Source organism: Streptomyces sp. NBC_01233 (genome assembly GCF_035989305.1).
In the GTDB taxonomy this organism is placed as follows: Bacteria; Actinomycetota; Actinomycetes; order Streptomycetales; family Streptomycetaceae; genus Streptomyces.
Window position 1 is genome coordinate 3797522 of sequence record NZ_CP108514.1, and the last position, 22179, is coordinate 3819700.

General features: G+C 72.5%; 20 protein-coding genes and 1 tRNA gene. 15 read left to right on the plus strand and 6 right to left on the minus strand.

All coding sequences use genetic code 11. The features are described 5' to 3' along the window. The first annotated feature begins 10 nt into the window (after positions 1–10). A complete protein-coding gene (locus OG332_RS17690) occupies positions 11–871 on the plus strand; it encodes a hypothetical protein (RefSeq protein WP_327414382.1) in 861 nt (286 codons plus the stop codon). Between the two features lie 3 nt (positions 872–874). Next, on the plus strand, positions 875–1450 hold the full coding sequence (locus OG332_RS17695; protein ID WP_327414383.1) for a hypothetical protein: 576 nt from the start codon (positions 875–877) through the stop codon (positions 1448–1450). On the opposite strand, the gene OG332_RS17700 is transcribed toward OG332_RS17695, so the two are convergent. Further along, entirely contained in the window at positions 1423–1989 is a 567-nt protein-coding gene (locus tag OG332_RS17700) for a CGNR zinc finger domain-containing protein (RefSeq protein ID WP_327414384.1), read from the minus strand. The two genes, OG332_RS17695 and OG332_RS17700, sit on opposite strands and share 28 nt — an antisense overlap. Before the next feature lie 81 nt (positions 1990–2070). Here OG332_RS17700 and OG332_RS17705 point away from each other — a divergent pair, with 81 nt between their 5' ends. Beyond that, the gene (locus OG332_RS17705) at positions 2071–2967 is read left to right on the plus strand and encodes an alpha/beta fold hydrolase (protein ID WP_327414385.1); all 897 of its coding nucleotides are present in this window, start codon (positions 2071–2073) and stop codon (positions 2965–2967) included. 207 nt (positions 2968–3174) lie between these two features. Here the strand turns inward: OG332_RS17705 and OG332_RS17710 are convergent, their stop codons facing one another. From OG332_RS17710 to OG332_RS17720, 3 genes are all read right to left on the minus strand, one after another. Beyond that, complete coding sequence (locus tag OG332_RS17710; protein ID WP_327414386.1) at positions 3175–4047, minus strand: cellulose-binding protein; 873 nt, start codon at positions 4045–4047, stop codon at positions 3175–3177. Between the two features lie 134 nt (positions 4048–4181). Then, entirely contained in the window at positions 4182–6605 is a 2424-nt protein-coding gene (locus OG332_RS17715; RefSeq protein ID WP_327414387.1) for an SUKH-4 family immunity protein, read from the minus strand. A 7-nt stretch (positions 6606–6612) separates the two neighbouring features. Continuing rightward, entirely contained in the window at positions 6613–7626 is a 1014-nt protein-coding gene (locus OG332_RS17720) for an SMI1/KNR4 family protein (RefSeq protein WP_327414388.1), read from the minus strand. 230 nt (positions 7627–7856) lie between these two features. Here OG332_RS17720 and OG332_RS17725 point away from each other — a divergent pair, with 230 nt between their 5' ends. Next, complete coding sequence (locus OG332_RS17725) at positions 7857–8435, plus strand: YwqJ-related putative deaminase (RefSeq protein ID WP_327414389.1); 579 nt, start codon at positions 7857–7859, stop codon at positions 8433–8435. 2 nt (positions 8436–8437) lie between these two features. Next, positions 8438–8947, plus strand: a complete 510-nt coding sequence (locus tag OG332_RS17730; protein WP_327414390.1) for an SUKH-3 domain-containing protein — start codon at positions 8438–8440, stop codon at positions 8945–8947. A 607-nt stretch (positions 8948–9554) separates the two neighbouring features. Here the strand turns inward: OG332_RS17730 and OG332_RS17735 are convergent. Further along, positions 9555–10841 carry a sensor histidine kinase gene (locus OG332_RS17735; RefSeq protein ID WP_327414391.1) on the minus strand — a complete coding sequence of 429 codons (1287 nt, stop codon included), beginning with the start codon at positions 10839–10841 and terminating at the stop codon, positions 9555–9557. Between the two features lie 131 nt (positions 10842–10972). On the opposite strand from OG332_RS17735, the gene OG332_RS17740 reads away from it, so the two are divergent. The 8 genes from OG332_RS17740 to OG332_RS17775 all read left to right on the plus strand — a co-directional run bounded on the left by OG332_RS17740 (position 10973) and on the right by OG332_RS17775 (position 17010). Then, positions 10973–11884 (plus strand): hypothetical protein, encoded by a 912-nt coding sequence (locus OG332_RS17740; protein WP_327414392.1) that lies wholly within the window; start codon positions 10973–10975, stop codon positions 11882–11884. A 10-nt stretch (positions 11885–11894) separates the two neighbouring features. Further along, positions 11895–11966, plus strand: a tRNA-Gln gene (locus tag OG332_RS17745). 110 nt (positions 11967–12076) lie between these two features. Continuing rightward, positions 12077–13522, plus strand: coding sequence for a bifunctional UDP-N-acetylglucosamine diphosphorylase/glucosamine-1-phosphate N-acetyltransferase GlmU (glmU, locus tag OG332_RS17750; protein ID WP_327414393.1), 1446 nt, complete (start codon positions 12077–12079; stop codon positions 13520–13522). Between the two features lie 132 nt (positions 13523–13654). After that, entirely contained in the window at positions 13655–14632 is a 978-nt protein-coding gene (locus tag OG332_RS17755) for a ribose-phosphate diphosphokinase (RefSeq protein ID WP_030723354.1), read from the plus strand. A gap of 181 nt (positions 14633–14813) precedes the next feature. After that, complete coding sequence (locus tag OG332_RS17760) at positions 14814–15398, plus strand: 50S ribosomal protein L25/general stress protein Ctc (protein WP_327414394.1); 585 nt, start codon at positions 14814–14816, stop codon at positions 15396–15398. A 99-nt stretch (positions 15399–15497) separates the two neighbouring features. After that, positions 15498–16088: an aminoacyl-tRNA hydrolase gene (pth, locus tag OG332_RS17765; RefSeq protein ID WP_327414395.1), complete on the plus strand. Its 591-nt coding sequence runs from the start codon at positions 15498–15500 to the stop codon at positions 16086–16088. A 191-nt stretch (positions 16089–16279) separates the two neighbouring features. Continuing rightward, positions 16280–16672 (plus strand): hypothetical protein, encoded by a 393-nt coding sequence (locus OG332_RS17770; protein ID WP_327414396.1) that lies wholly within the window; start codon positions 16280–16282, stop codon positions 16670–16672. Positions 16673–16938: 266 nt separating this feature from the next. Further along, a complete protein-coding gene (locus OG332_RS17775) occupies positions 16939–17010 on the plus strand; it encodes a hypothetical protein (RefSeq protein ID WP_327419273.1) in 72 nt (23 codons plus the stop codon). Between the two features lie 76 nt (positions 17011–17086). Here OG332_RS17775 and ppc read toward each other — a convergent pair whose 3' ends face one another. Then, positions 17087–19849 carry a phosphoenolpyruvate carboxylase gene (gene ppc, locus OG332_RS17780; RefSeq protein ID WP_327414397.1) on the minus strand — a complete coding sequence of 921 codons (2763 nt, stop codon included), beginning with the start codon at positions 19847–19849 and terminating at the stop codon, positions 17087–17089. Positions 19850–20196: 347 nt separating this feature from the next. Here ppc and OG332_RS17785 point away from each other — a divergent pair, with 347 nt between their 5' ends. Continuing rightward, complete coding sequence (locus OG332_RS17785; protein ID WP_327414398.1) at positions 20197–21177, plus strand: acyl-CoA desaturase; 981 nt, start codon at positions 20197–20199, stop codon at positions 21175–21177. Then, positions 21174–21848 carry a TetR/AcrR family transcriptional regulator gene (locus tag OG332_RS17790; protein WP_184791550.1) on the plus strand — a complete coding sequence of 225 codons (675 nt, stop codon included), beginning with the start codon at positions 21174–21176 and terminating at the stop codon, positions 21846–21848. The genes OG332_RS17785 and OG332_RS17790 overlap by 4 nt, the downstream gene beginning before the upstream one ends. The last annotated feature ends 331 nt before the right edge of the window (positions 21849–22179 follow it).

Genomic DNA, 22179 nt, shown 5'->3' on the forward strand with positions numbered 1-22179 from the left:
GGGGGACGACATGGCATCCGCACTGTGCGCACTGCTGTTACTGGCCGCGCTGGCCGGGCCGATCGGCCTGCGGCTGCGCCGCAGCCCGGCCTTCGTCACCGGCCGCGACGGCCGGCTCTCCACCTCCACGGCGCTCGCCCTGGCCTGGACGGTGATCCTGGTCTGGCTGCTGCTCGCGATCCTCGCCTACGGGCTCACCTCGGGCGGCGGAGTCGCGTACTTCCGGGGCTCCGACGGCCCCTTGTCCCAGCTGACCACGGTGTACCTGCCGCTGCTCGGCGGCCCGTACGTGGCGCTGATCGCGGCCAAGACGGTCGTCGGCCTGCGCGTGGAGAACGGCACCCTGGCCAAGCCGGCCGCGAAGCCGACGGAGTCGGGACGGCGGCCGCTGCGGGAGCTGATCGCCAACGACAGCGGGCGCACGGACCTCGTCGACCTCCAGTACGTCGCGCTCAGCGCGGTCACGATGCTGTACGTGGTGCTGTTCTTCCTCGCGGACGTGGGCGGCGGGCTCCCGCGACTGCCCGCCGAGATGTGGGCCCTGACCGGCGCCCCGGCGGGGGCCTACCTGGTGAACAAGATGGCCGTCCGCGCCAACCCGGTGATCACCGACGTCTCCGTCGCCGACGGCCTGCTCACCGTCGAGGGCGGCGGCTTCGGCCCCGGCCCCGCCGGCAGCCCCGCCCAGGTGAGCGTGAACGGCGCCGCCGCCCCGGCCTTCCTCGACCCCGCGACGGGCACCCTGAGCGCCCCGCTCCCGCAGGGCGCGGCCGCCCCGTTCGAGGTGACGGTCACGGCCCGGGGCCTGCGCAGCGACCCCTACCGTTACGCGTCCCCGGCCCGCCCGGCAGGGCAGCGGCCGGCCGGCTAGGCGATGCCCGGAACCCGTATCGCGCCGTCCTGGCGCGCACCGTCGAGGACCTGGACGAGCCCCGCGGACACACGCACCCGGTACGCCGAGATCCCCACGCCCCACGGCACGTACACGCTCTTCCGGGAGCCCGGCCCGCGGCTGAGCGCCGACGCCGAGGCCGAGGCGCGGGAGCGCTGGCAGTTCCTCCTCGGCGGGGAAACCGTCCTGGAGATCGACGACGCCGCGCTGCCGTGGCAGCTCATCCGCACGAGGCTGCGCCGCGGCGTCCGCGGCCGCCTCGACGGCGTGCCGTTCACGGCGCGGGCCGCAGGCAGGTCGCTGCTGCCCGGCCGCCGGGGCATCCGCTTCACCCTCGATGACGGGCGCACCCTGTCGTTCACGGCGCACCCCTTCCACCTGCGCCTCGTCCGGGAGACCGGCAGCGAGGACGAGGTGCTCGCGCGCACCCGCGCCGGCGGCTGGGAGACGGACCGGCTGGACCGGGGCGAGCTGGCCCTCCTGTGCTTCATCACCGTCTCGGGCGTGGACCAACTCCTCACGTCTGCGCTCTACGAGGTCTTCCAGTCGCCCTTGTGACGGGCGTAATAGCGGGCCACCCGGGCCCGGTTGCCGCAGACGGAGGCGACGCACCAGCGGCGGCGGGGGTGCGCCGGAAGGAAGAGCAGCACGCAGTCGTGCGCCTCGCACGCGCGAACCTGCCCCACCCGGGGGTCCGTCAGGAGTTCCGCCACCGCCTCGGCCAGTTCCGCCGCGAGCCGCGGGGCCGGATCGGCCGGCCGGTGCGCGGCCGCGGTCGTGCCGCCCTCCTGCGTCCAGGCCAGCACCCGGTGGGACGGCGCCGCGGCCAGGGCCCCGTTCAGCGCGGCCAGCGCCCCGGCCGGGGGCCGCTCGCCGCGCCGGACCGCGGCGAGCGCCGGGCGCGCGGCCTCCCGTACGGCCCGTACGGCGGCCACTTCGGCCGGGCCCGCCGAGCCGACCGGGGTCAGCCGCCCGGCCTGCGCGTCCAGCCAGGCCGCGAGCCCCGCCGGGTCGGCGACGAGGTCGCCTTCGGCGGTGAGGGTGTTGAGGAGGTCCAGCGCGAGGGGCTCGCCGGTGAGCGGGAAGGTGACTGTCACCCGACTAATGCTACTTCAATCACTTGACCCATTAGTGATCACCGGCAAGACTAATGGAACTGAAGCCGCAGGAGGCATGTGATGACCGCTCGCCGCACCATCCCGACCGTCCAGCACCGCACCGTCGACGTGGACGGAGTCCGCGTCGCCTACCGCGAGAGCGGCCCCGCCGACGGCCCCGTCCTGCTGCTCCTGCACGGCTTCCCCACCGCCTCGCACCAGTTCGCCTGCCTGATGGACGCCCTCGGCGACACCCCCTACCGCCTGATCGCCCCCGACTACCCCGGCTTCGGCCGGACCGAGGCCCCGGCCGGATTCACGTACACCTTCGACCGGCTCGCCGACATCGTGCAGGGGTTCACCGACGCCCTCGGACTCGACCGCTACGCCCTGTACGTCTTCGACTTCGGAGCCCCCGTCGGACTGCGGCTCGCCGCGCGCCGCCCGGAGCGCGTGACCGGCCTGATCGTCCAGAACGGCAACGCGTACGAGGAGGGCCTGTCCGACGCGGCCCGCGAGTTCGCGGGGCTCCGGCGCGAGGTCCCCGGCAACGAGGAGCGGATCCGCGGCCTCTTCACCCTGGAGGGCACCCGCTTCCAGTACGAGACCGGCGTCGCCGACACCGGCCTGATCTCCCCCGACAGCCTGACCCTCGACGTGCACCACCTCGGCCTGCCCGGCCGCGCCGACGCCCAGGCCGACCTCGCCTTCGACTACGCCTCGAACTTCGCGCACTACCCCGCCTGGCAGGCGTGGCTGCGGAGCGCGGGGGTGCCGGTGCTGGTCGTCTGGGGCGCGGGCGACCCCTTCTTCACCCCGGCGGGCGCCAAGGCCTACCTCCAGGACGCCCCGGACGCCGCCGTCCACATCTTCGAGGGCGCGGGCCACTTCGCCCTCGAAACCCACCTCCCGGAAATCGCCCCCTTGATCGAGGACTTCCTCACCGAGCAGACCCCTTCCGGCCCCGCCGGCGCTTGAGGCGCGGGGTCCGGGGCCGGCCCCGCTCTTTCAGCCCCGCCGGCGCTTGAGGCGCCGGGGGTCCCACGGACGAAATCCGGGGGAGGGTCCGGGGGCCGGCCCCCGGCAACGGCGCCGCTGCGCGGAGCCGCTCCCCGCCCCGCCCTTTCACCGTTTCCCGGGGCTCCGCCCCGAACCCCGCTCCTCAAACGCCGGAGGGGCCATCTCTCAGCCCTCCGCCGGGGCCCGGCCCGTCAGCGCCGCAAGGCTGGAGCGGACGTGGTTCATGTGGGCCCGCATCTCCTCCTGGGCCTCCGCGTGCTCCCGCAGGACCCGCTCCGTCTCCCGCCCGACCCGCTCCTCCCGCACCCGCGCCGCCGCCACCAGCTCCGCGGCCCGCGCCTCCGCGTCCTCCTGCCCGTGCCGCGCCGATTCCTCCGCCTCCGCGAACCCCCGCCGGGCCTCCGCCAGGCGGGCCTCCGCGTGCTGCTCCAGCTCGTCGTGGCGCGCCTCCAGCTCCGCCTCCCGCGCCGCCAGGCCCCGCTCCGCGGCCTCCCACCGCTCCGCCTGCTCCTGCTCGCGCTCCGCCAGCTCCGCCTCCGCCCGCCGCCGCGTCTGCGCCAGAGCCGCCGCCGCCTCCGTCCGCCAGGTCGCCGCGTCCTCCCGCGCCTGCCCCCGTACGTCGTCCGCCTCGCGCTGCGCCCGCAGCAGACCCTGGCGGGCCCGGACCTCCGTCTGCTCGCGCACCGCCTCCGCGTCGCCCCGGGCCAGGTCCGCCACCCGGTCGGCCCGCGCCTCGGCCGCGCCCAGCGTCGCGAACGCGTCGGCCCGCGCGTCCATCCGCAGGCTGTCCGCCTCCTCCTCCGCCAGCAGCAGGATCCGGCGGGCCCGCTCGCCCAGTTCGTCGTACGTCTGCGGGGCGAGCCCGGCCACCGCCTCCCGCAGCCGGGCCGCCTCCGCCTCCATCTGCTTGGCCAGGACCGTCAGCCGTGCCACCCGCTCCCAGGCGTCGTCGCGGCTCCCGGAGAGCCGGGCGAGATACCGGTCGACCTCTTCCATGCGGTAGCCGCGACCGCGCACGGTCGCAATGGGTGCACTCATCCTGGATGCGCCTCTCTCGCGGGGATTCCCGTCAAGGATGCGCCCTTTGATCCCAGAAGCCCGAATGGCCGGGCCGAGACCCCCTCCGAGGGTCCCGACCCGGCCATTCCACCGGTCACCCGATCAGGGCGACCTCAGAGCAGTCCGTCCCACATCTGCTCCAGCAGCACCGACCACCAGCTCTCCGGCGACGCCAGCGCCGCACTGTCGAGGCCCGCCAGATTCGCCTGGAAATCGACGGTCCACCGGCCGGCCTGCTCCGGCGTCAGATGCTGGCGCAGCCGCCACATGTGACCCAGCATCGCCAGCGACCGCACGAACTGCGGCAGGCTCGAGTTCACGAACTGCGGCGGCACCGGGGCACCCCCGGGACCGCCCTCGACCGGCACCGCCACGATGTGCGCGGTCCCGTACTGCACGCAGAGCGCCTTGCCGAAGTCGCTGCCGACCACCAGGTACGAGCCCGCGTCCGACGCCGGCTGCACCTGCCGCTGCGCGGCCATCTCGGCCAGCGTCGGAACCGGCTGGCCCGGCACCGCCTGCGCCCAGAAGAACGGCCCGAAATCGACCGGCAGACCGGACCACATCAGCGTCTGCGCCACGATCTCCGGCACACCCTGACGGGACACCGCCCGCTGGTCGAAGCGGAACACGCCCTGCGGACCGAAGGCCCCCGTCAGTTCCTGCGCGATCGCCTCCAGCGGGATCGCCGGCTGCAGCGGGACCTGCGGCAGCGGAGCCCGTACCGGCGCCGGGCGCGCCGGACCGTCCGCCACCTGGTGCAGCTCGCCCTGGTGGGTGATCAGGTGCCGCATGCCCGCCTGACGGCCCGCATGGTCCTTCCCGTACGGGGCCACGCTGGTGATCCGGACCTGCGGCCAGGTCTCCCGGATCATCCGGGCGCAGTAACCGCCGGGCAGCTCACAGGACTCCAGCTCGGTGTGCAGCTCCAGGACCTGCTGCGGCGGCACGTTCATGGCGCGCAGCTCGTGCAGGATCTGCCACTCCGGGTGCGGGGTACCGGGCGCCGAGCGGCGGATGAGCTGCTGCTCGGAGCCGTCGGGCGCGCGGTAGCGCAGCACGGCCTGGTAGCCGGGGCCGACCGTGGGCGCACCGGTCGGGACCGGAGGCTGCGCCACGGGTCCGCCCGGCGGCGGACCGGGCGGCGCGGGCGGCTGGCCCGTCACGGCCGGACCGGCCAGCATCGTCGCGGCGTGGTCCAGCCCGCCACCGGGCGCGCCGGGCGCACCGGGAGGGCCGGGCGGCTGCGGTACGCCGGGACCGGCGAGCATCGTCGCGGCGTGATGGGCCGCGCCACCGGGGGCGCCGGGAGCACCGGGCGGCCCGGGAGGCGCCGGAGGCTGACCCGTCACGGCCGGACCGGCCAGCATCGTCGCCGCATGGTCCAGCCCACGGCCGAGCGATCCGGGAGCACCGGGCGGACCCGGAGGGCCGGGAGGCTGCGGCGCGCCCGCACCCGGAGCACCCGGCGGCCCGGGAGGCGCCGGAGGCTGACCCGCGCCCGGAGCACCGGGCGGACCGGGCGGCTGGGGCACACCGGGGCCGGCCAGCATGGTGGCCGCGTAGTGCGCCCCGCCACCGGCCGAGCCGCCTGCACCGGCAGCGCCGGGCGGACCCGGCGGCGTCGACTGCTGACCCGCGCCCGTGCCGGGAGCACCGGGAGGCGCGGGCGGCCGGCCCGCGGAGCCACCCGGCCCGGAGACCTGTGCCTTGCTCGTCGGCGCGTCGGCGATGTCGGCCGCCGGCGAACCCAGCGCGGGCACCACGGCGGTCCTCGGCAACTGGCTGCCACCCGGCATCAGCGTGGTCTTCGCCTCCGGGGCCACCCCGGAGGACGGCCGGTCCTCCAGGTCCGAACCGGACAGCGGCGGCGCGAACACGGTCGCGGGCAGCGGTACGGACGCGTCGTCCGTACCGGAGTTCACATCGGTACCCGCCCACGGCGTGGCACCGGTCGGCACCACGGCCGGGGCCGGGGCCGGAGACGGGGACGGGGACACCGGTACGCCGTCGTTGGCCGTGGGCTCGTAGGGGATCTCGCCCCCGCGCCGCAACGGCACCGCTTCCACCGGCGCCGAAGGCGGGGCCGGAGCCGCGGCGGCGGCCGGCGCGGCAGCGGCGGGCTCCTGGGGAGCGGAAGCCGGCGCGGGCGCGGGCGGAATACCCGCCCGGTCCGCGGCCTCCTGCAGCCACTCCGGCGGGCTCAGCATGAACGAGGTCTGCTCCGAGTCGATCCGCGGCGGCGGAACCGAAGCCTCGGAAGCCGCGGCGGCGGCCACGGCCCCGTACTCCTCCTCGTACCGGCGGATCACCTCACCCACCGGCAGCCCCGGCCACAGCGTCACCTCCCCGCTGTCCCGGGCGATGACCAGCCGCTGCCGGCCGCCCCCGGACACCGGACCCGCCGCACGGTCCTCCGCCCACACCACGAACCCGAGCCCGAACTCCCGTACGCGCACCTCGCGGTGCTGGTACGCGGGCATGTCCCCGTTGATCCACTCCTCGGCGCGCTCCTGCGCCTGCGCAAAGGTCACCATCGCGCCGTCACCCCTCATCCGAACCGGGACGCACCGGCGGAACCGGCCCCGCCACGGGAACCGAGCGTGCGAATCCGCCGTCCACCATCAGACCGGCCACCGTCTCCAGCTCCGGCGGATTGCCCGCGAGCCGCTCCAGAAAGGCGTCGAAATCAGCACCGCACGGCAGCAACAGCCGCTCCACGCGCTCCTGTACCGACCAGCCGTCCTGGTCGCGCGCATCGTCGTACGGGGAGAACCACACCGAGCCGATGCCCTCGCCCTTCACCTTCAGCGCGAGCAGCCCGCCCTGCGCGAAGGCCACGCACAGGTAGTCCTTCGTCAGGTGGTCCCGCAGGCACTTGTTGACGTACACCAGGTCGTTGACCGCCGCCTCCTCACGCACCGTGAAGAACGGCTGGTCCACCAGCAGACCCAGGTCCACGTCCAGGCCCGCACCGACCGGCGCACAGCCGCCCGCGGCCTTCAGGAACGAGCGGTACGCCTCCGGCAGCCGGTAGCCGAGATCCTCCTCGACCCCCTGCACCTGCTCCTCGGACACCGACACCACCGACTTCGGCAGCCCCAGGTGCACCGGACGCACCTCCTGCAACGGCCGCGTCCCGCGCTTCTCGTGGTCCACCGGAGCCGTCGCCAGCCCCGCGTGGTGCCGCAGCAGCGCCTTCACCTCGACCGGAACCAGCTCCATGCGCCGCGAACCCGCCACGTGGTGCCAGGTCCAGCCGTGCGGGGTCGCCACCGGCCCGACCGTGTCCCACAACTCGTGCCCGGCGGCCTTCATCGCCGCGTTCGCGGACACGTAGTCCGTCAGCCGCAACTCGTCCACGCCGAAGCCCTCCGGCGGCTCGGCGATCTCCACCGCCGCACGCGCGTACGCGGAGAAGTCCGGATGCCCGTTGCCGTCCATCCGCACCCCGTGGGGATGCCGAGCGGCCCGGACCGGGTCCGGGAAATGCACGACCTGCCCCGAGTAAGCGGCGTTGGGTGGCGCGGCCTGCTGCCCGAGCCGACCTGTCGTCATGGCGGTAGCCCCCTGCTGGATCTGGCTGGTTCACCACAGCCTATGCGCTGGGGCAAGAGCCTCACCCGCAGCCGACCGGCGCACCCGCCCGAGGGCCAGGAACATCCGAATTGATACGAATATTCGACCCCGCTTCCGCATGACAGGTGACATTTGACAGGCTGTCCCCGCAGCACGGGGGCGTGCGCGACAGCGGTCACCACCGCCGCCACGGGAGGGAAGGCGCGACCATGCACCACACGGCAACACGCACAGAACCGGGCGACACCGCCCCGGAGGCACCGGGCACACCGGCAGCCGCGGGCCCGGCCGGCGAAGCGACCGGCCCCGCCGGCGACCCCCGCCTGCGCTGGAGCAGCACCGACGGCCGCCCCGTCGCACCCGTCCTGCGCTTCCGCCGCGACGGCATCCTCCCCACCATCGCCGCCGCCCTTTCCGTACGCGGCGAAACCCTCACCGGCACCGCCGGCAAGGCCGACCAGCCGCCCGTGCTCCACCCGCTCGTACAGGACTTCATCGACACCCTCACGAGCGGCCAGCGCGAACGTTTCACCGGCCGCTGTCCCGAGGCGCTCCTGCTCTCCCGCCACCTCGCCGCCGTCGAAGCCGCCCGCTCCCGGCGCGCCTCCCGCAAGCCCCTCTCCGCGAGCGAGGCCCGCCGCTCGCTCAAGCACTCCAAGATCACCGCCCGCCGCATCCGCGAGGACGGCGACCCCCTCCACGGCAGCTACGCACCCCCCTGCCGCTCCTGCGACGCCCTCCTCGCCCACTTCGGCGTACGTCCCGTCGACCTCACCCCAGCCGAGTAGCCATGACCCCCACCTCCGCCTCCTACGACCGCTCCTCGGCCACCCGCTTCCCGGTCGCCGTGGACTCCGCCCTGCGCACGGCCGGCTGGGAACCCGGCCGCTGGGACATCAAGCAGGCCGAGTACTGGGCCGACGCACTCCGGGACCACACGACCCCCGCCGGACACCGGCACACCGTCTTCCCCGCCGCCGTCGAGGCCTGGGCCGAATTCGGCGGCCTCACCGTCACCGCCCCCGGACCCGGCCGCCAGATCGCCCCCACCCCGGTCCGCCTCGACCCGCTCACCGGACTCCACCTCGCGCGCACCTTCGCCGACCTCGGCCGGGCCCTGTCCACCCAGCTCTGCCCGCTCGGCGTCGAGGCCGACGGAGGCTCCCACCTCGCCCTCGACCGCGAAGGCCGCGTCTACGGCATCGACCACACCGGCGACTGGTACCTCGGCTCCACCCTCGACGAGGCCCTCACCCTGCTCCTGACAGGCCTCCAACCCACCCGCCTCACCACGGCCTGACCCCCGGCCCGCCGGGGTCGGGCGCGTGCCGGCGCGCCCTTGACCTGACCGGCCGGTTCAGCCAGGGACGGGTGTGCCGGGGCGCTCCCCGCAGGGCGTCGAACGCAAGGTGCCCCGGCCCTCCGACCCCCGCCACGTTCGGCGCCCGAGGAGACGCCCCGGCGCGCGCCCGGCCCCACCCCGCCGACCGCCCGCGGCACCACGGGCAACGACACCGGCACAGCCGACCCGTTCACCACCTGACCCAAAGGCACAGCCCAGTCAGCCAAGGCCAGCGCCCAACGCACCGACACGAGCGGCCCCACCCCTCCCCACAAGCCCCGGCGGCACGGGCGGCACGGACAGCGGCACCGGCCCCGGCCCTGGCCCTGGCCCTGGCACAGCCGACCCGTTCACCGGCCTGCTCCAAAGGCACAGCCCAGTCAGCCAAGGCCAGCACCCAACGCACCGGCACGAGCGGCGCAGCCAACCGCCCCCGCCCCGGCGCAGCCAATGGGCACAGCCGGCCCGACCCAAAGGCACAGCCCGATCAGCCAAGGCCAGCACCCAACGCACCGACACGAGCGGCGCAGCCAATCGGCACAGCCCGATCAGCCAAGGCCAGCGCCTAGCGCGCCGGCAGCACCGCCGACACCCGGAAACCCCCCGCATCCGTCGGCCCCGACACGAAGACCCCGCCCAGCCCGAGCACCCGCTCCCGCATGCCCACCAGCCCGTTCCCTCCGCTCGGCAGCCCGACCCCGTCCGTCTGCCCCTCGCAGGGCCCGTTCTCCACCTGCATCGCCACCTCCGCGTCCCGATGCGCGAGCCGCACCACGACCCGCGCGCCCGGAGCGTGCTTGTGGCAGTTGGTGAGCGCCTCCTGCACCACGCGGTACGCCGTCTGCTCGACCTCCGCCGCGTACGCCGCCCCCTCGCCCTGCACCAGCATCTCGACGACCATCCCGGCCGCCCGCGACTGCCCCACCAGCGCCTCCAGTTCGTCGAGCGAGGGCCCCTCCTCGGCACATCCCACGAGCGCGACCGCAGCCACCGGCGCGGCGGCGGCCACCGCGGTCGCAGGAGCGGCCGCAGCCACCGGCGTGACCGGCTTGGGCGCCGCCCTGAGCACGCCGAGCATCTCCCGCAGCTCCGTCAGCGCCTGCCGCCCCATGTCACCCACCAGCGCGGCGTTCTTCGCGGCCCGCGCCGGATCCTTCGCCACCACCGCCTCCAGCGCGGCCGCGTGCACCACCATCAGCGACACCCGGTGCGCGACCACGTCGTGCATGTCCCGCGCGATCCGGGTCCGCTCCTCCGTACGGGCCCACTCGGCCCGCTCCTCCGCCCGGTCCGCCAGCAGCGACAACTCCCGCTCCAGCGAGTCCGCCCGTTCCTGCAGGCTCTCCATCAACCGCCGCCGGGCCCCGATGTAGAGCCCGAGCAGCAAGGGCGGCACGGTCAGCGCCACCGCGACGAACCCGGACAGCGCGACCACGAGCGTCGGATCGGCCTCCACGTCCCCGCGGGTCTGCAGGTACATCACCACGAAGGTCGCGGCCAGCGACATCGAGGCCAGCGTGGCGATGATCCGCCGGGGCACCTCGGAGGAGGCGAGCGAGTACATCCCCACCACCGAGAGCAGGAACCCCATCGCGGCGGGCGCCACGGCGATCCCCACGAGCACCACGGCGATCGGCCACCGCCGCCGCAGCACGAGCGTGCTCCCCACCGCCAGCCCGAACGCCACCCCGACCGCGGTCGGCACCCCCGCCTCACGGGCGAAGGTCACGCCCTCCCACGCACACTCGAGGGCGGACACCCCGCCGAGCAGCACGTCCACCACGGCATCCCGCCGCTGCGCCCACCACAAAGGCGGCCCAGCGCGGCCTTCCACTTCCCCCGTACTGGTCATGCCGTCCAGCGTACGGGCGGCCATCGGCACAGAGCCGATCAAAATTCCAGCAAACCAGTGGCAATCGCACGTACGACTGAATCATCCACGCATCAAGACCTGAATCTCGCATTCCGGACGACATCGGCGGCATGACCGACATCCGGCGCCGCCCGGGCGACGGCACCGGCGGCCTCCGCAGTGGCGCCGCGACCTTCGAGAGCCTCCGCGAACAGGCGATCGCCCTGCGCCGCGAGGGCCTCAGCCGCCGCCGGATCCGCGACCGCCTCGCCGTCCACAACAACGAGATCCTCAACCGCCTCCCGGAGGGCGAGGCGCCACCCGAATGGACGAAGCGCCCGAACGCCAAGGACGACCTCCGCGCCCGCGCCCGCGAACTCCGCCTCCAGGGCATGACCTACGACCGGATCCAGCTCGAACTGGGCTGCTCGAAGAGCTCGATCTCCCTCTGGGTCAGAGACCTCCCGAAGCCGGAGCGGACCCACCGCCCAACCGGCACGGACATGGTCCGCGCCCAACAGGGCCGGGCCGAGGCCCACGCGCGCAGGAAAACCGGGTACGAGGAGACGCGCCAGTCCGCGCGAGAAGAGATCGGGACACTCACCGACCGAGAACTCTTCCTCCTCGGAGTCGGCCTCTACTGGGCCGAGGGGGGCGAGACAAAGCCGCACCAGCCGCACCCGCAGATCAGCTTCGTCAACAGCGACCCGAACATGATCCTCGCCTTCCTGGCCTGGCTGCGGCTCATGGGCGTGACGAACGACCGCCTGCGGTTCGCCCTCCAGATCCGCGAGACCGCCGATGTCGCGGCATCGGAGCACTACTGGAGGGAGGTCGTGGGGCTCGACGTCTCCCCCTTCGGCAAGACCACACTCAAGCGCAACAACCCGCGCACGAACCGCAAGAAGACGGGCGACACGCACAACGGCTGCCTCGCAGTGCGGGTCCTCCAAGGCGCCGATCTTTACCGTCGCATTGAGGGCTGGTGGTGCGGCATAGTAGATGCCGTCGACGCGACCACGAAGGCGCAATGTCCGGTTTAGTCGATAATGATCCCCTGTGGTGTAATTGGCAGCACTGAGGCTTTTGGTGCCTTATGTCCGGGTTCGAGTCCTGGCGGGGGAGCTTAATCACGTTCGGGTCCTGACCGTCACGGTCTGGACCCGCGTTCGTTTGGGGGCACTGGGGCCCCGGTATCCTTCACGGGTCCACCCCCGAAGCCGAAGGGCATCCCCGTGAGCGCCAACCGCCCGGCAGCCGTCGTCGTACTCGCAGCGGGTGAAGGCACCCGCATGAAGTCGGCCACTCCCAAGGTCCTGCACGAGATCTGCGGGCGCTCGCTCGTCGGTCACGTCGTCGCCGCCTCCCGTGAGCTGGACCCCGCCCACCTCGTCGTGGTCGTCGGGCACGCCCGGGAGCAGGTCACCGCACACCTGGCCGACGTCGACGCCGGCGTCCGCACCGCCGTCCAGTACGAGCAGAACGGCACCGGGCACGCCGTCCGCATGGCCATCGAAGAGCTCGGCGGCCCGGTCGACGGGACCGTGATCGTGGTCTGCGGCGACACCCCGCTGCTGACCGGGGAGACGCTGCGGCAGCTGGCGGCGACGCACGAGGCCGACGGCAACGCCGTCACCGTGCTCACCGCCGAGGTGCCGGACTCCACCGGCTACGGGCGGATCGTCCGGGACGCCGGCGGCGCCGTGACCGCCATCGTCGAGCACAAGGACGCCTCCGACGCCCAGCGGGCGATCCGCGAGATCAACTCCGGCGTCTTCGCCTTCGACGGGGCCCTGCTCGCCGACGCGCTCGGCAAGGTCCGCACCGACAACAGCCAGGGCGAGGAGTACCTCACCGACGTCCTCGGCATCCTGCGCGAGGCGGGGCACCGCGTCGGCGCGGCCGTCGGCAGCGACCACCGCCAGATCCTCGGGATCAACAACCGCGTCCAGCTGGCCGAGGCCCGCGCGCTGCTGAACGCGCGCCTGCTGGAGCAGGCCATGCTCGCGGGCGTGACGGTCGTCGACCCGGCGAGCACCTTCGTCGACGTGACCGTCACCTTCGGGCAGGACGCGATCGTGCACCCCGGCACCCAGCTGCTGGGCGCCACGCACATCGCCGAGGGTGCCGAGGTCGGGCCCAACACCCGGCTGAAGGACACGCACGTGGGCGCGGGCGCCCGGGTGGACAACACCGTCGCGGAGAGCGCGGTCGTGGGCCCGCAGGCGACCGTGGGGCCGTTCGCGTACCTGCGTCCGGGCACGAACCTCGGCGCGAAGGCCAAGGCCGGCACGTACGTCGAGATGAAGAACGCGACGATCGGCGAGGGCACCAAGGTGCCGCACCTGTCCTACGTGGGCGACGCGACGATCGGCGAGTACACGAACATCGGCGCCGCGAGCGTCTTCGTGAACTACGACGGTGAGCACAAGCACCACACCACCGTCGGCTCACACTGCAAGACGGGCTCGGACAACATGTTTGTGGCTCCCGTCACGATCGGGGACGGCGCCTACACGGCCGCCGGGTCCGTGATCACCAAGGATGTGCCGCCCGGTGCGCTGGCCGTGGCCCGTGGCCAGCAGCGGAATATCGAGGGCTGGGTGGCCCGCAAGCGTCCGGGAAGCGCGGCCGCCACGGCGGCGCAGTCGGCGGCCTCGGAGGATTCCGAGCGCCACTGAGGTGAACTGACCGGAAACAGGTACGCCCGCGACGGCGTACCGTGATAGTGCACGCAATTCGGCTGGCTCACCGTGTGCGGGACGGACGCACATGGGGGCGAGCAGCTTCAACACGTCTGAGGAGACAGTGCTGTGACCGGGATCAAGACGACCGGCGAGAAGAAGCTGATGCTCTTCTCCGGCCGCGCCCACCCCGAGCTGGCCGAGGAGGTCGCGCACCAGCTGGGAGTCGGCCTCGTGCCGACCAAGGCTTTCGACTTCGCGAACGGTGAGATCTACGTCCGCTTCCAGGAGTCGGCTCGTGGCGCGGACTGCTTCCTGATCCAGAGCCACACGGCTCCGATCAACAAGTGGATCATGGAGCAGCTGATCATGATCGACGCGCTGAAGCGCGCGTCGGCGCGTTCCATCACCGTGATCATCCCGTCCTACGGGTACGCCCGCCAGGACAAGAAGCACAAGGGCCGCGAGCCGATCTCGGCCCGCCTGGTCGCGGACCTGCTGAAGACCTCGGGTGCGGACCGCATCCTCACGGTCGACCTGCACACCGACCAGATCCAGGGCTTCTTCGACGGCCCGGTGGACCACCTCTCCGCCCTGAACGTCCTCGCGGACTACGTGGGCGCCAAGGTGGACCGCACCAAGCTGACGATCGTCTCCCCGGACGCCGGCCGCGTGCGCGTGGCCGACCGCTGGTGCGACCGTCTGGACGCGCCGCTGGCCATCGTGCACAAGCGCCGCGACAAGGACGTCGCCAACCAGGTGACCGTCCACGAGGTCGTCGGTGAGGTCAAGGGCCGCGTCTGTGTCCTGGTCGACGACATGATCGACACCGGTGGCACCATCTGCGCCGCGGCCGACGCGCTGTTCGCGCACGGCGCCGAGGACGTCATCGTGACGGCCACGCACGGCATCCTGTCGGGCCCGGCCGCCGACCGCCTGAAGAACTCCAAGGTCAGCGAGTTCGTGTTCACGAACACCCTGCCGGACCCGTCCGACCTGGAGCTCGACAAGATCACGGTGCTGTCGATCGCCCCGATGATCGCGCGCGCGGTGCGCGAGGTCTTCGAGGACGGTTCGGTCACCAGCCTCTTCGAGGAGCAGCAGTAACCGCTCCGCGGTAGATCCTTTTTGGTACGGCCTCCCCCGCCGGGTACACTCCATGAGTTGCTCGGCGAGGGAGGCCGTACCTGTTTCCGGTACGGACGCTCCGTTATCGACGCGCTCTTCGTAGCAGGCCGTTCCGGCCGGGTGACTCTGTCCGCTTTCCGTCACCCCACGAGGAGTGAGCATGTCCGAGATCAAGCTTGCCGCCAAGATCCGCAACGACTTCGGCAAGGGCGCCGCCCGTCAGGCCCGTCGTGACGCCCTGACCCCCGCCGTCATCTACGGCCACGGCACCGACCCGAAGCACGTCAACGTCGACGCCCACGCCCTGCAGCTGGCGCTCCGCACCCCGAACGTCCTGATCTCCCTGGACATCGAGGGCGACGCCGCCGAGCTGGTCATCCCGAAGGCCGTGCAGAAGCACCCGCTGAAGCGCTCGATCTCCCACGTCGACTTCCTGATCGTCAAGAAGGGCGAGAAGGTCACCGTCGACGTCGCGATCGTCACCGAGGGCGAGCTGGCCGCCGGCGGCAACATGCTGGAGACCCTCCAGAACACGATCTCCGTCGAGGCCGAGGCCACCCACATCCCGACCGAGGTCACCGTCTCCATCGCGGGCCTCGAGGCCGGCGCCACCATCCACGCCAAGGACCTGGTCCTCCCGGCGGGCACCACCCTGGCCGTCGACGGCGACATCGCCGTCCTGCAGGTCGTGGCCCCGCAGGCCGAGGAGCCGGCCGCCGAGGCCGCCGAGGGCACCGAGGCCTGAGCCTCGCCTTCCCCCCTCAGCAGTTGCTGACCGACCGCCGTCCGGCTCCACTGGAGCGGGACGGCGGTCGTCTTCGTTCACGGCCTTAAGGAGCTTTTGATGTCGGACGACGCGGCACCCTGGCTGATCGTCGGCCTCGGCAATCCCGGACCGGAGTACGCGGGCAACCGCCACAACATCGGCTTCATGGTGGCCGACCTGCTGGCGGAGCGGATCGGCGGGAAGTTCAAGGCGCACAAGGCCCGGGCCCAGGTGGTCGAGGGCCGCATCGGCGCGCCGGGACCGGCGAACCGCCGGGTGGTGCTGGCGAAGCCGATGACGTACATGAACCTCTCCGGCGGCCCGGTGACGGCCCTGCGCGATTTCTACAAGGTGCCGCTGGACCGGATCGTCGCGATCCACGACGAGCTGGACATCGACTACCCGACGCTGCGCCTGAAGCTGGGCGGCGGGGACAACGGCCACAACGGTCTGAAGTCGATGACGAAGTCGATGGGCCCGGACTACCACCGGATCCGCTGCGGCATCGGCCGGCCGCCGGGCCGGATGCAGGTCGCGGACTTCGTGCTGAAGGACTTCTCGTCCACGGAGCGCAAGGAGCTGGACTGGTTCGTGGACCGGGCCGCCGACTCGGTGGAGTGCCTGATCCAGGAGGGCCTGGAGCGCGCGCAGTCCACCTACAACTCCTGAGTCACCAGGGGTCGTAGGCCGATCGTTACTTCAGGCATACCGTCACATAGGAGTACAAGAGCACGCACATACTGACGAGTACCTCTTGACCGGTGCGGGGCGCCCTCAGCAAGCTGAGCGGCGCCAGCCCCACGGCCCATCTCCCTCTCCTGTGTCAGAGGTACTCCATGTCCCCTTCCAGGATGCGCCGCATGGCATGCGCCGTCACCGCGACCTCGTTCCTCCTCGCCGCCGGTGCGACTCCCGCTCTCGCCACCGACGCGTACACCGTTCCGCTGCACCAGCAGGTGCCCATCACCGCGGCCTCCTTCGGATCGACGGAGAAGAAGTGCGCTGACATACCGTCGACCCGGGACGGCTGGCACTTCATCGCTCCGGGCAACCCCAACGAGATCTCCTTCGTGGAGCTGACGGTGACCTTCGAGCCGGGCGGCCAGAAGGTGATCACTTCCTTCGGCCCGCCGAACGACAACCACGCGTACGTCGCCTCCGAGCCCGGCGCCAAGCTCACCTCGGCCGTCGCCAAGGTGAAGGGCGGTGGGCTGGAGTGGTTCAACTGTCGCACACCTGCCCGTCGACCGTGACGCCGAGCCCGACGAAGACGACGACCGCCTCGCCGTCCACCTCGGTCTCCACGTCCGCTTCGGCCTCGACCTCGGCGTCGGCTTCGGCCTCGACCTCGGCGTCGGCTTCCGCCAGCACGTCCGCCTCGGCTTCGTCGAGCGCGTCGCCGTCCGGCTCGACCTCCTCCCCGGCTCCGTCCGGCTCGGCCGCCGCGGCCGGCGGTTCCACCGGCGGGGGTGACCTGGCGAAGACCGGTTCCGACGCGCCGATCGGCCTGATCGCCACGATGTCGGCCGCGCTGATCGCCGCCGGCGCCGTGCTGGTGGTCCGCCGCCGCAAGGCCGGCGCCGCGGGCTGAGCCCCGTAGCTCCGCGACGACAGGGGCCCCCGCACCATCGTGGTGCGGGGGCCCCTGTCGTACGTACGGCCGGCTGTCAGCCGGTGTTGCGCAGGCCCGCGGCGACGCCGTTGACGGTGAGCAGCAGGGCGCGGGCGAGGAGGGGGTCGGCCTCCTCGCCGCGGGCGGCAGCTGCGCGCTGGCGGGCCAGGAGGGAGACCTGGAGGTAGGAGATGGGGTCGAGGTAGGCGTCGCGGACGGCGAAGGTCTGCTGGAGGACCGGGTTGGAGTCCAGGAGGCGGCTGCCGCCGGTGATGCGCAGGACCTCGTTGACGGTGAGCTCGTGCTCGGCCTCGATGCGGGTGAAGACGTGCTTGAGGTGGTCGGGCACGAGGGTGTCGACGTAGTGGCGGGCGATCCGCAGGTCGGTCTTGGCCAGCGTCATCTCGACGTTGGACAGGAAGTTGCGGAAGAAGTGCCAGCGCTCGCCCATTTCGGTGAGGGCGTCCTGCTGTCCGGCTTCGCGCAGGGCCTTGAGGCCGGAGCCGACTCCGTACCAGCCGGGGACGATCTGGCGGGACTGGGTCCAGCCGAAGACCCACGGGATGGCGCGCAGGCCGTCGAGGCCGGCGCCCGAGTCGGGGCGGCGGGAGGGACGCGAGCCCAGGTGGAGGTCGGCCAGCTGGTCGACGGGGGTCGCGGCGAAGAAGTACGCGGGGAGGTCCGGGTCCTCGACGAGTGCGCGGTACGCGGCGTGGGCGGCGTCGGAGACGGTGTCCATGGCCGCGTCCCAGCGGGCGAGGGCCTCGTCGGACTGGCGGGGCGCGGTGTGCAGGGCGGAGGCCTGCAGGGTGGCCGCGACGGTCAGCTCGAGGTTCTCGCGGGCCAGCGACGGGACGAGGTACTTGTCGGAGATGACCTCGCCCTGCTCGGTGACCTTGATCTCGCCCTCGAGGGTGCCCCAGGGCTGGGCGAGGATCGCGTCGTGGGAGGGGCCGCCGCCGCGGCCGACGGTGCCGCCGCGGCCGTGGAAGAGGCGCAGCCGGACGCCGTAGCGGTGGGCGACGTCGCGCAGCCGCCGCTGGGCGCGGTGGATCTCCCACTGGGAGGTGGTGATGCCGCCGAACTTGGAGGAGTCGGAGTAGCCGAGCATGACCTCCTGGACGTCGCCGCGCAGGGAGACGAGGCGCCGGTAGGAGGGGTCGGCGAGCATCTCGTCGAGGATGACGTCGGCGGCGCGCAGCTCGTCGGTGGTCTCCAGGAGCGGGACGATGCCGATCTTGGCCCAGCCGGTGTGGAGGTCGATGAGGCCGGCCTCGCGGGCCAGCACCGCGGCGGCGAACACGTCGTCGGCGCCCTGGCACATCGAGATGATGTAGGACTCGATGACCTCGGGTCCGAACTTCTCGAAGGCGTCCTTGATGGCGAGGAAGACGCCGAGGGTCTTCTGGCCGGCGGCGTCGAGGGGCGCCGGGGTGGGGGCCAGCGGGCGGCGCGAGCGCAGTTCCTTGGCGAGGAGCTTGCCGCGGTAGTCGCGGGGCATGTCGGCGTAGCGCCAGGACTCCTCGCCGAGCCGGTCGAAGAGCTGCCCGAGCGCGTGGTGGTGGGCGTCCGCGTGCTCGCGCACGTCCATGGTGGCGAGCTGGAGGCCGAAGGCGGCCAGGGTGCGGATGGTGCGGTCCATGCGGCCGTCGGCGAAGAGGGCGCCGCGGTGCTCGCGCAGGGAGGTCTGGATGAGGGTGAGGTCGGTGAGCAGCTCGGCGGTGCCGAGGTAGTCGCGGCCCTCCTCGTGCGGGGTGCCCTTGGCGAGGCGCTCGCGGGTGTTGAGGAGCTTCTGGCGGATGCAGGTGGCCTTGAGGCGGTACGGCTCCTCGGCGTTCAGCCGCTTGTAGCGCGGGCTGATCTCGGGGAGGCGTTCGAGGTCGGCCTGGAGGGAGGCCAGGAGCTCCTCGGTGGCCCCGGTGTAGCGGATGGAGTTGGACAGCAGGCCGCGCAGGAAGTCGATGAGTTCGAGTGCGTCGGTGATGCCGTGCTCGTGCTGGAGGATCAGCACGTCCCGGGTGACGTCGGGGGTGACGTTGGGGTTGCCGTCGCGGTCGCCGCCGATCCAGGTGCCGAAGGTGAGCGGGCGGGTGCCGGCGGGCAGCTCGACGCCGACGCGCTGGAGCTCGGCGGCGAGGTCCTCGAGGACGTCGCCGACGGCGCCGGCGTGCAGCTCGTCGAGGTAGTAGATGGCGTTGCGGGCCTCGTCGGCGGGCTCGGGGCGGACCACGCGCAGCTCGTCGGTCTGCCAGACGAGGTCGATGTTCTCGGCGAGGCGCAGGTCGTGCCGGCGGCGGTCGCCGGCGCCGGTGACGGGCTCCTCCAGGAGGGCGGCGATGCGGCGCAGCTTGTTGAGGACGCTGCGGCGGGCCGCCTCGGTGGGGTGTGCGGTGAAGACGGGCCGGACGTTGAGGTTCTTGACCGTCTCGCGCAGGTGTTCGGGGTCGGCGTCCTTCAGCATGTCGGCGGTGCGGGCGAGGAGCCCGCCCTCGGCGGCACGGTGGGCGCGCAGTTCCTTGCCGCGGTGCACCTGCTCGGTGACGTTGGCGAGGTGGAAGTAGGTGGAGAAGGCGCGGACGAGCTTGGCGGCGGTCTCCAGGTCGGTGTCGCCGAGCAGCTCGGCGGCGGCTTCGCCGTCCGTGCGGGTGAGGGCGCGCACCTTCTCGACGAGGTCGAGGAGTTCCTGGCCCTCCTGGCGTACGAGGGTCTCCCCGAGGAGGTCGCCGAGGCGGCGGATGTCCGCGCGCAGTTCCGCGTTGGCGGTGGCGGCCGGGGTGACGGGGGCCTGGCCCTGGGGGGCCTGGTCAGCACTGCTCACAGGTGCGGCTCCTTGCAGTGTTCGAGCGCTACTGGGCGGTGGGCTGCCGGCCGCGCGCTCCGATGCCCCTGCGGACTCGTCCGGGGGATCGTCGCTCCTGATGCGCAGCTCGGGCTGCCCGTGCGGACCGCGCTGTCCGACGGGACCAGGATAGGTGTCCGGCGCGTGTGCCTGGGCAGACGTCTCACCAGGCGGCGCGGTCGGCGCGCGCGTCGTGCCCCGGTCGCGCTCCTCTTGCCACGCGACCCGGCTTTGCCATACTTACGATGCCGTAGGTTACGGGTCCGTAGGGTTCGTAACCGGGGAGCCTGCCGACTTCTCTCACCCTCACCCCCCAGGGGACACCCATGACCACCAGTCCCGATCTGATCGAGGGTGCCTCTGCGCCCTCCGACTCCTCAGCGCCGTCCGCGACCCTCGGCGGCGAGAACAAGCGGTCCATCGAGCAGATCGCTCTGCTGCTGTTCATCACCGTTCCCTTCGTGGCCCTGCTGGCGGCCGTCCCGCTGACGTGGGGCTGGGGGGTGAGCTGGCTGGACGTGGGCCTGATGGTCTTCATGTACTTCCTGGCCTGCCATGGGATCACCATCGGTTTCCACCGTTACTTCACGCACGGTTCCTTCAAGGCGAAGCGGCCGCTGCGGATCGCCTTGGCCGTGATGGGTTCGATGGCGGTGGAGGGGCCGCTGGTGCGCTGGGTGGCGGATCACCGCAAGCACCACAAGTACTCGGACCACGAGGGCGACCCGCATTCGCCGTGGCGGTTCGGGGAGACGCTGCCGGCTCTGATGAAGGGGCTGTGGTGGGCGCACATCGGCTGGCTCTTCGACGAGGAGCAGACCGATCAGCAGAAGTACGCGCCCGACCTGATCAAGGATCCGGCGATCCGGCGGATCTCGCGCGACTTCGTCTTCTGGACGATGCTGTCGCTGGCGATCCCGCCGCTGGTGGGCGGTCTGGTGACGATGTCCTGGTGGGGTGCGTTCACGGCGTTCTTCTGGGGCTCGCTGGTGCGCGTCGCGCTGCTGCACCACGTGACGTGGTCGATCAACTCGATCTGCCACGCGGTGGGCAAGCGGCCGTTCAAGTCCCGGGACCGCAGCGGCAACGTGTGGTGGCTGGCGGTGCTCTCCTGCGGGGAGTCCTGGCACAACCTGCACCACGCCGATCCGACCTCGGCGCGGCACGGTGTGCTGCGCGGCCAGATCGACTCCAGCGCGCGGCTGATCCGCTGGTTCGAGCAGCTGGGCTGGGCCACGGACGTGCGCTGGCCGTCGGCGGCCCGCATCGACGCCCGGCGCAGGGAAAGCGACGCGAAAGCGGCATGATGGGGGGCGTGGCGATCGACGGCAGTAATTCCAGCAGCGACAAGCCCAGGCGCGGCCGCCGGGTCCGGATGACGGGCGCGGAGCGGCGCCAGCAACTGCTGGACATCGGCCGGACCCTGTTCGCGGAGAAGGGCTTCGAAGGCACGTCGGTGGAGGAGATCGCGGCGAAGGCCGGGGTGTCCAAGCCGGTGGTGTACGAGCACTTCGGGGGCAAGGAGGGGCTGTACGCGGTGGTCGTGGACCGGGAGATGCGCCAGCTGCTGGACGGGGTGACGGGGGCGTTGACGGCCGGGCATCCGCGGGAGCTGCTGGAGCAGGCGGCGTTCGCCCTGCTGGACTACATCGAGTCGTACACGGACGGTTTCCGGATCCTGGTCCGGGACTCCCCCGTGGCGCAGTCGACCGGCACCTTCGCCTCGCTGATCAGCGACATCGCCACGCAGGTCGAGGACATCCTGGGTCTGGAGTTCAAGGCGCGGGGCTTCGACCCCAAGCTGGCGCCGCTGTACGCGCAGGCGCTGGTCGGGATGGTGGCGCTGACCGGGCAGTGGTGGCTGGACGTCCGCAAGCCGAAGAAGGCCGAGGTGGCCGCGCACCTGGTGAACCTGGCCTGGCACGGGCTGGACGGGCTGGAGTCGAAGCCCCAGCTGGTGGGCCGCCGCAAGAGCTGAGCACCGCAGCGCGTACGACGGCGCCCCGTCACCGGATCGGCGGGTTCTAATGATCCACGCAACACCCTGGAGTTCAGGGAGTTGCGGGGATCGTGGATTTCGAGGTGCTGAAGGCGAGGTTCTTCGAGGCGCTGGACAGGGAGAACGGCAGCATCACTGCTGCGGCTCGTGCAGTCGGAGTGAACCGCAACACGGCGTTCGGGTGGGCACGCCGGGCCGGAGTCCGTGGTCGCGGCAAGCCTCGCAGGCCCGGCCACCCCGGTCGGGCGGAGTACGAGCGGCTGCGTGCTGCGGGAGTCCGGCGCCGTGATGCCGCCGCCTCGGTGGCGGG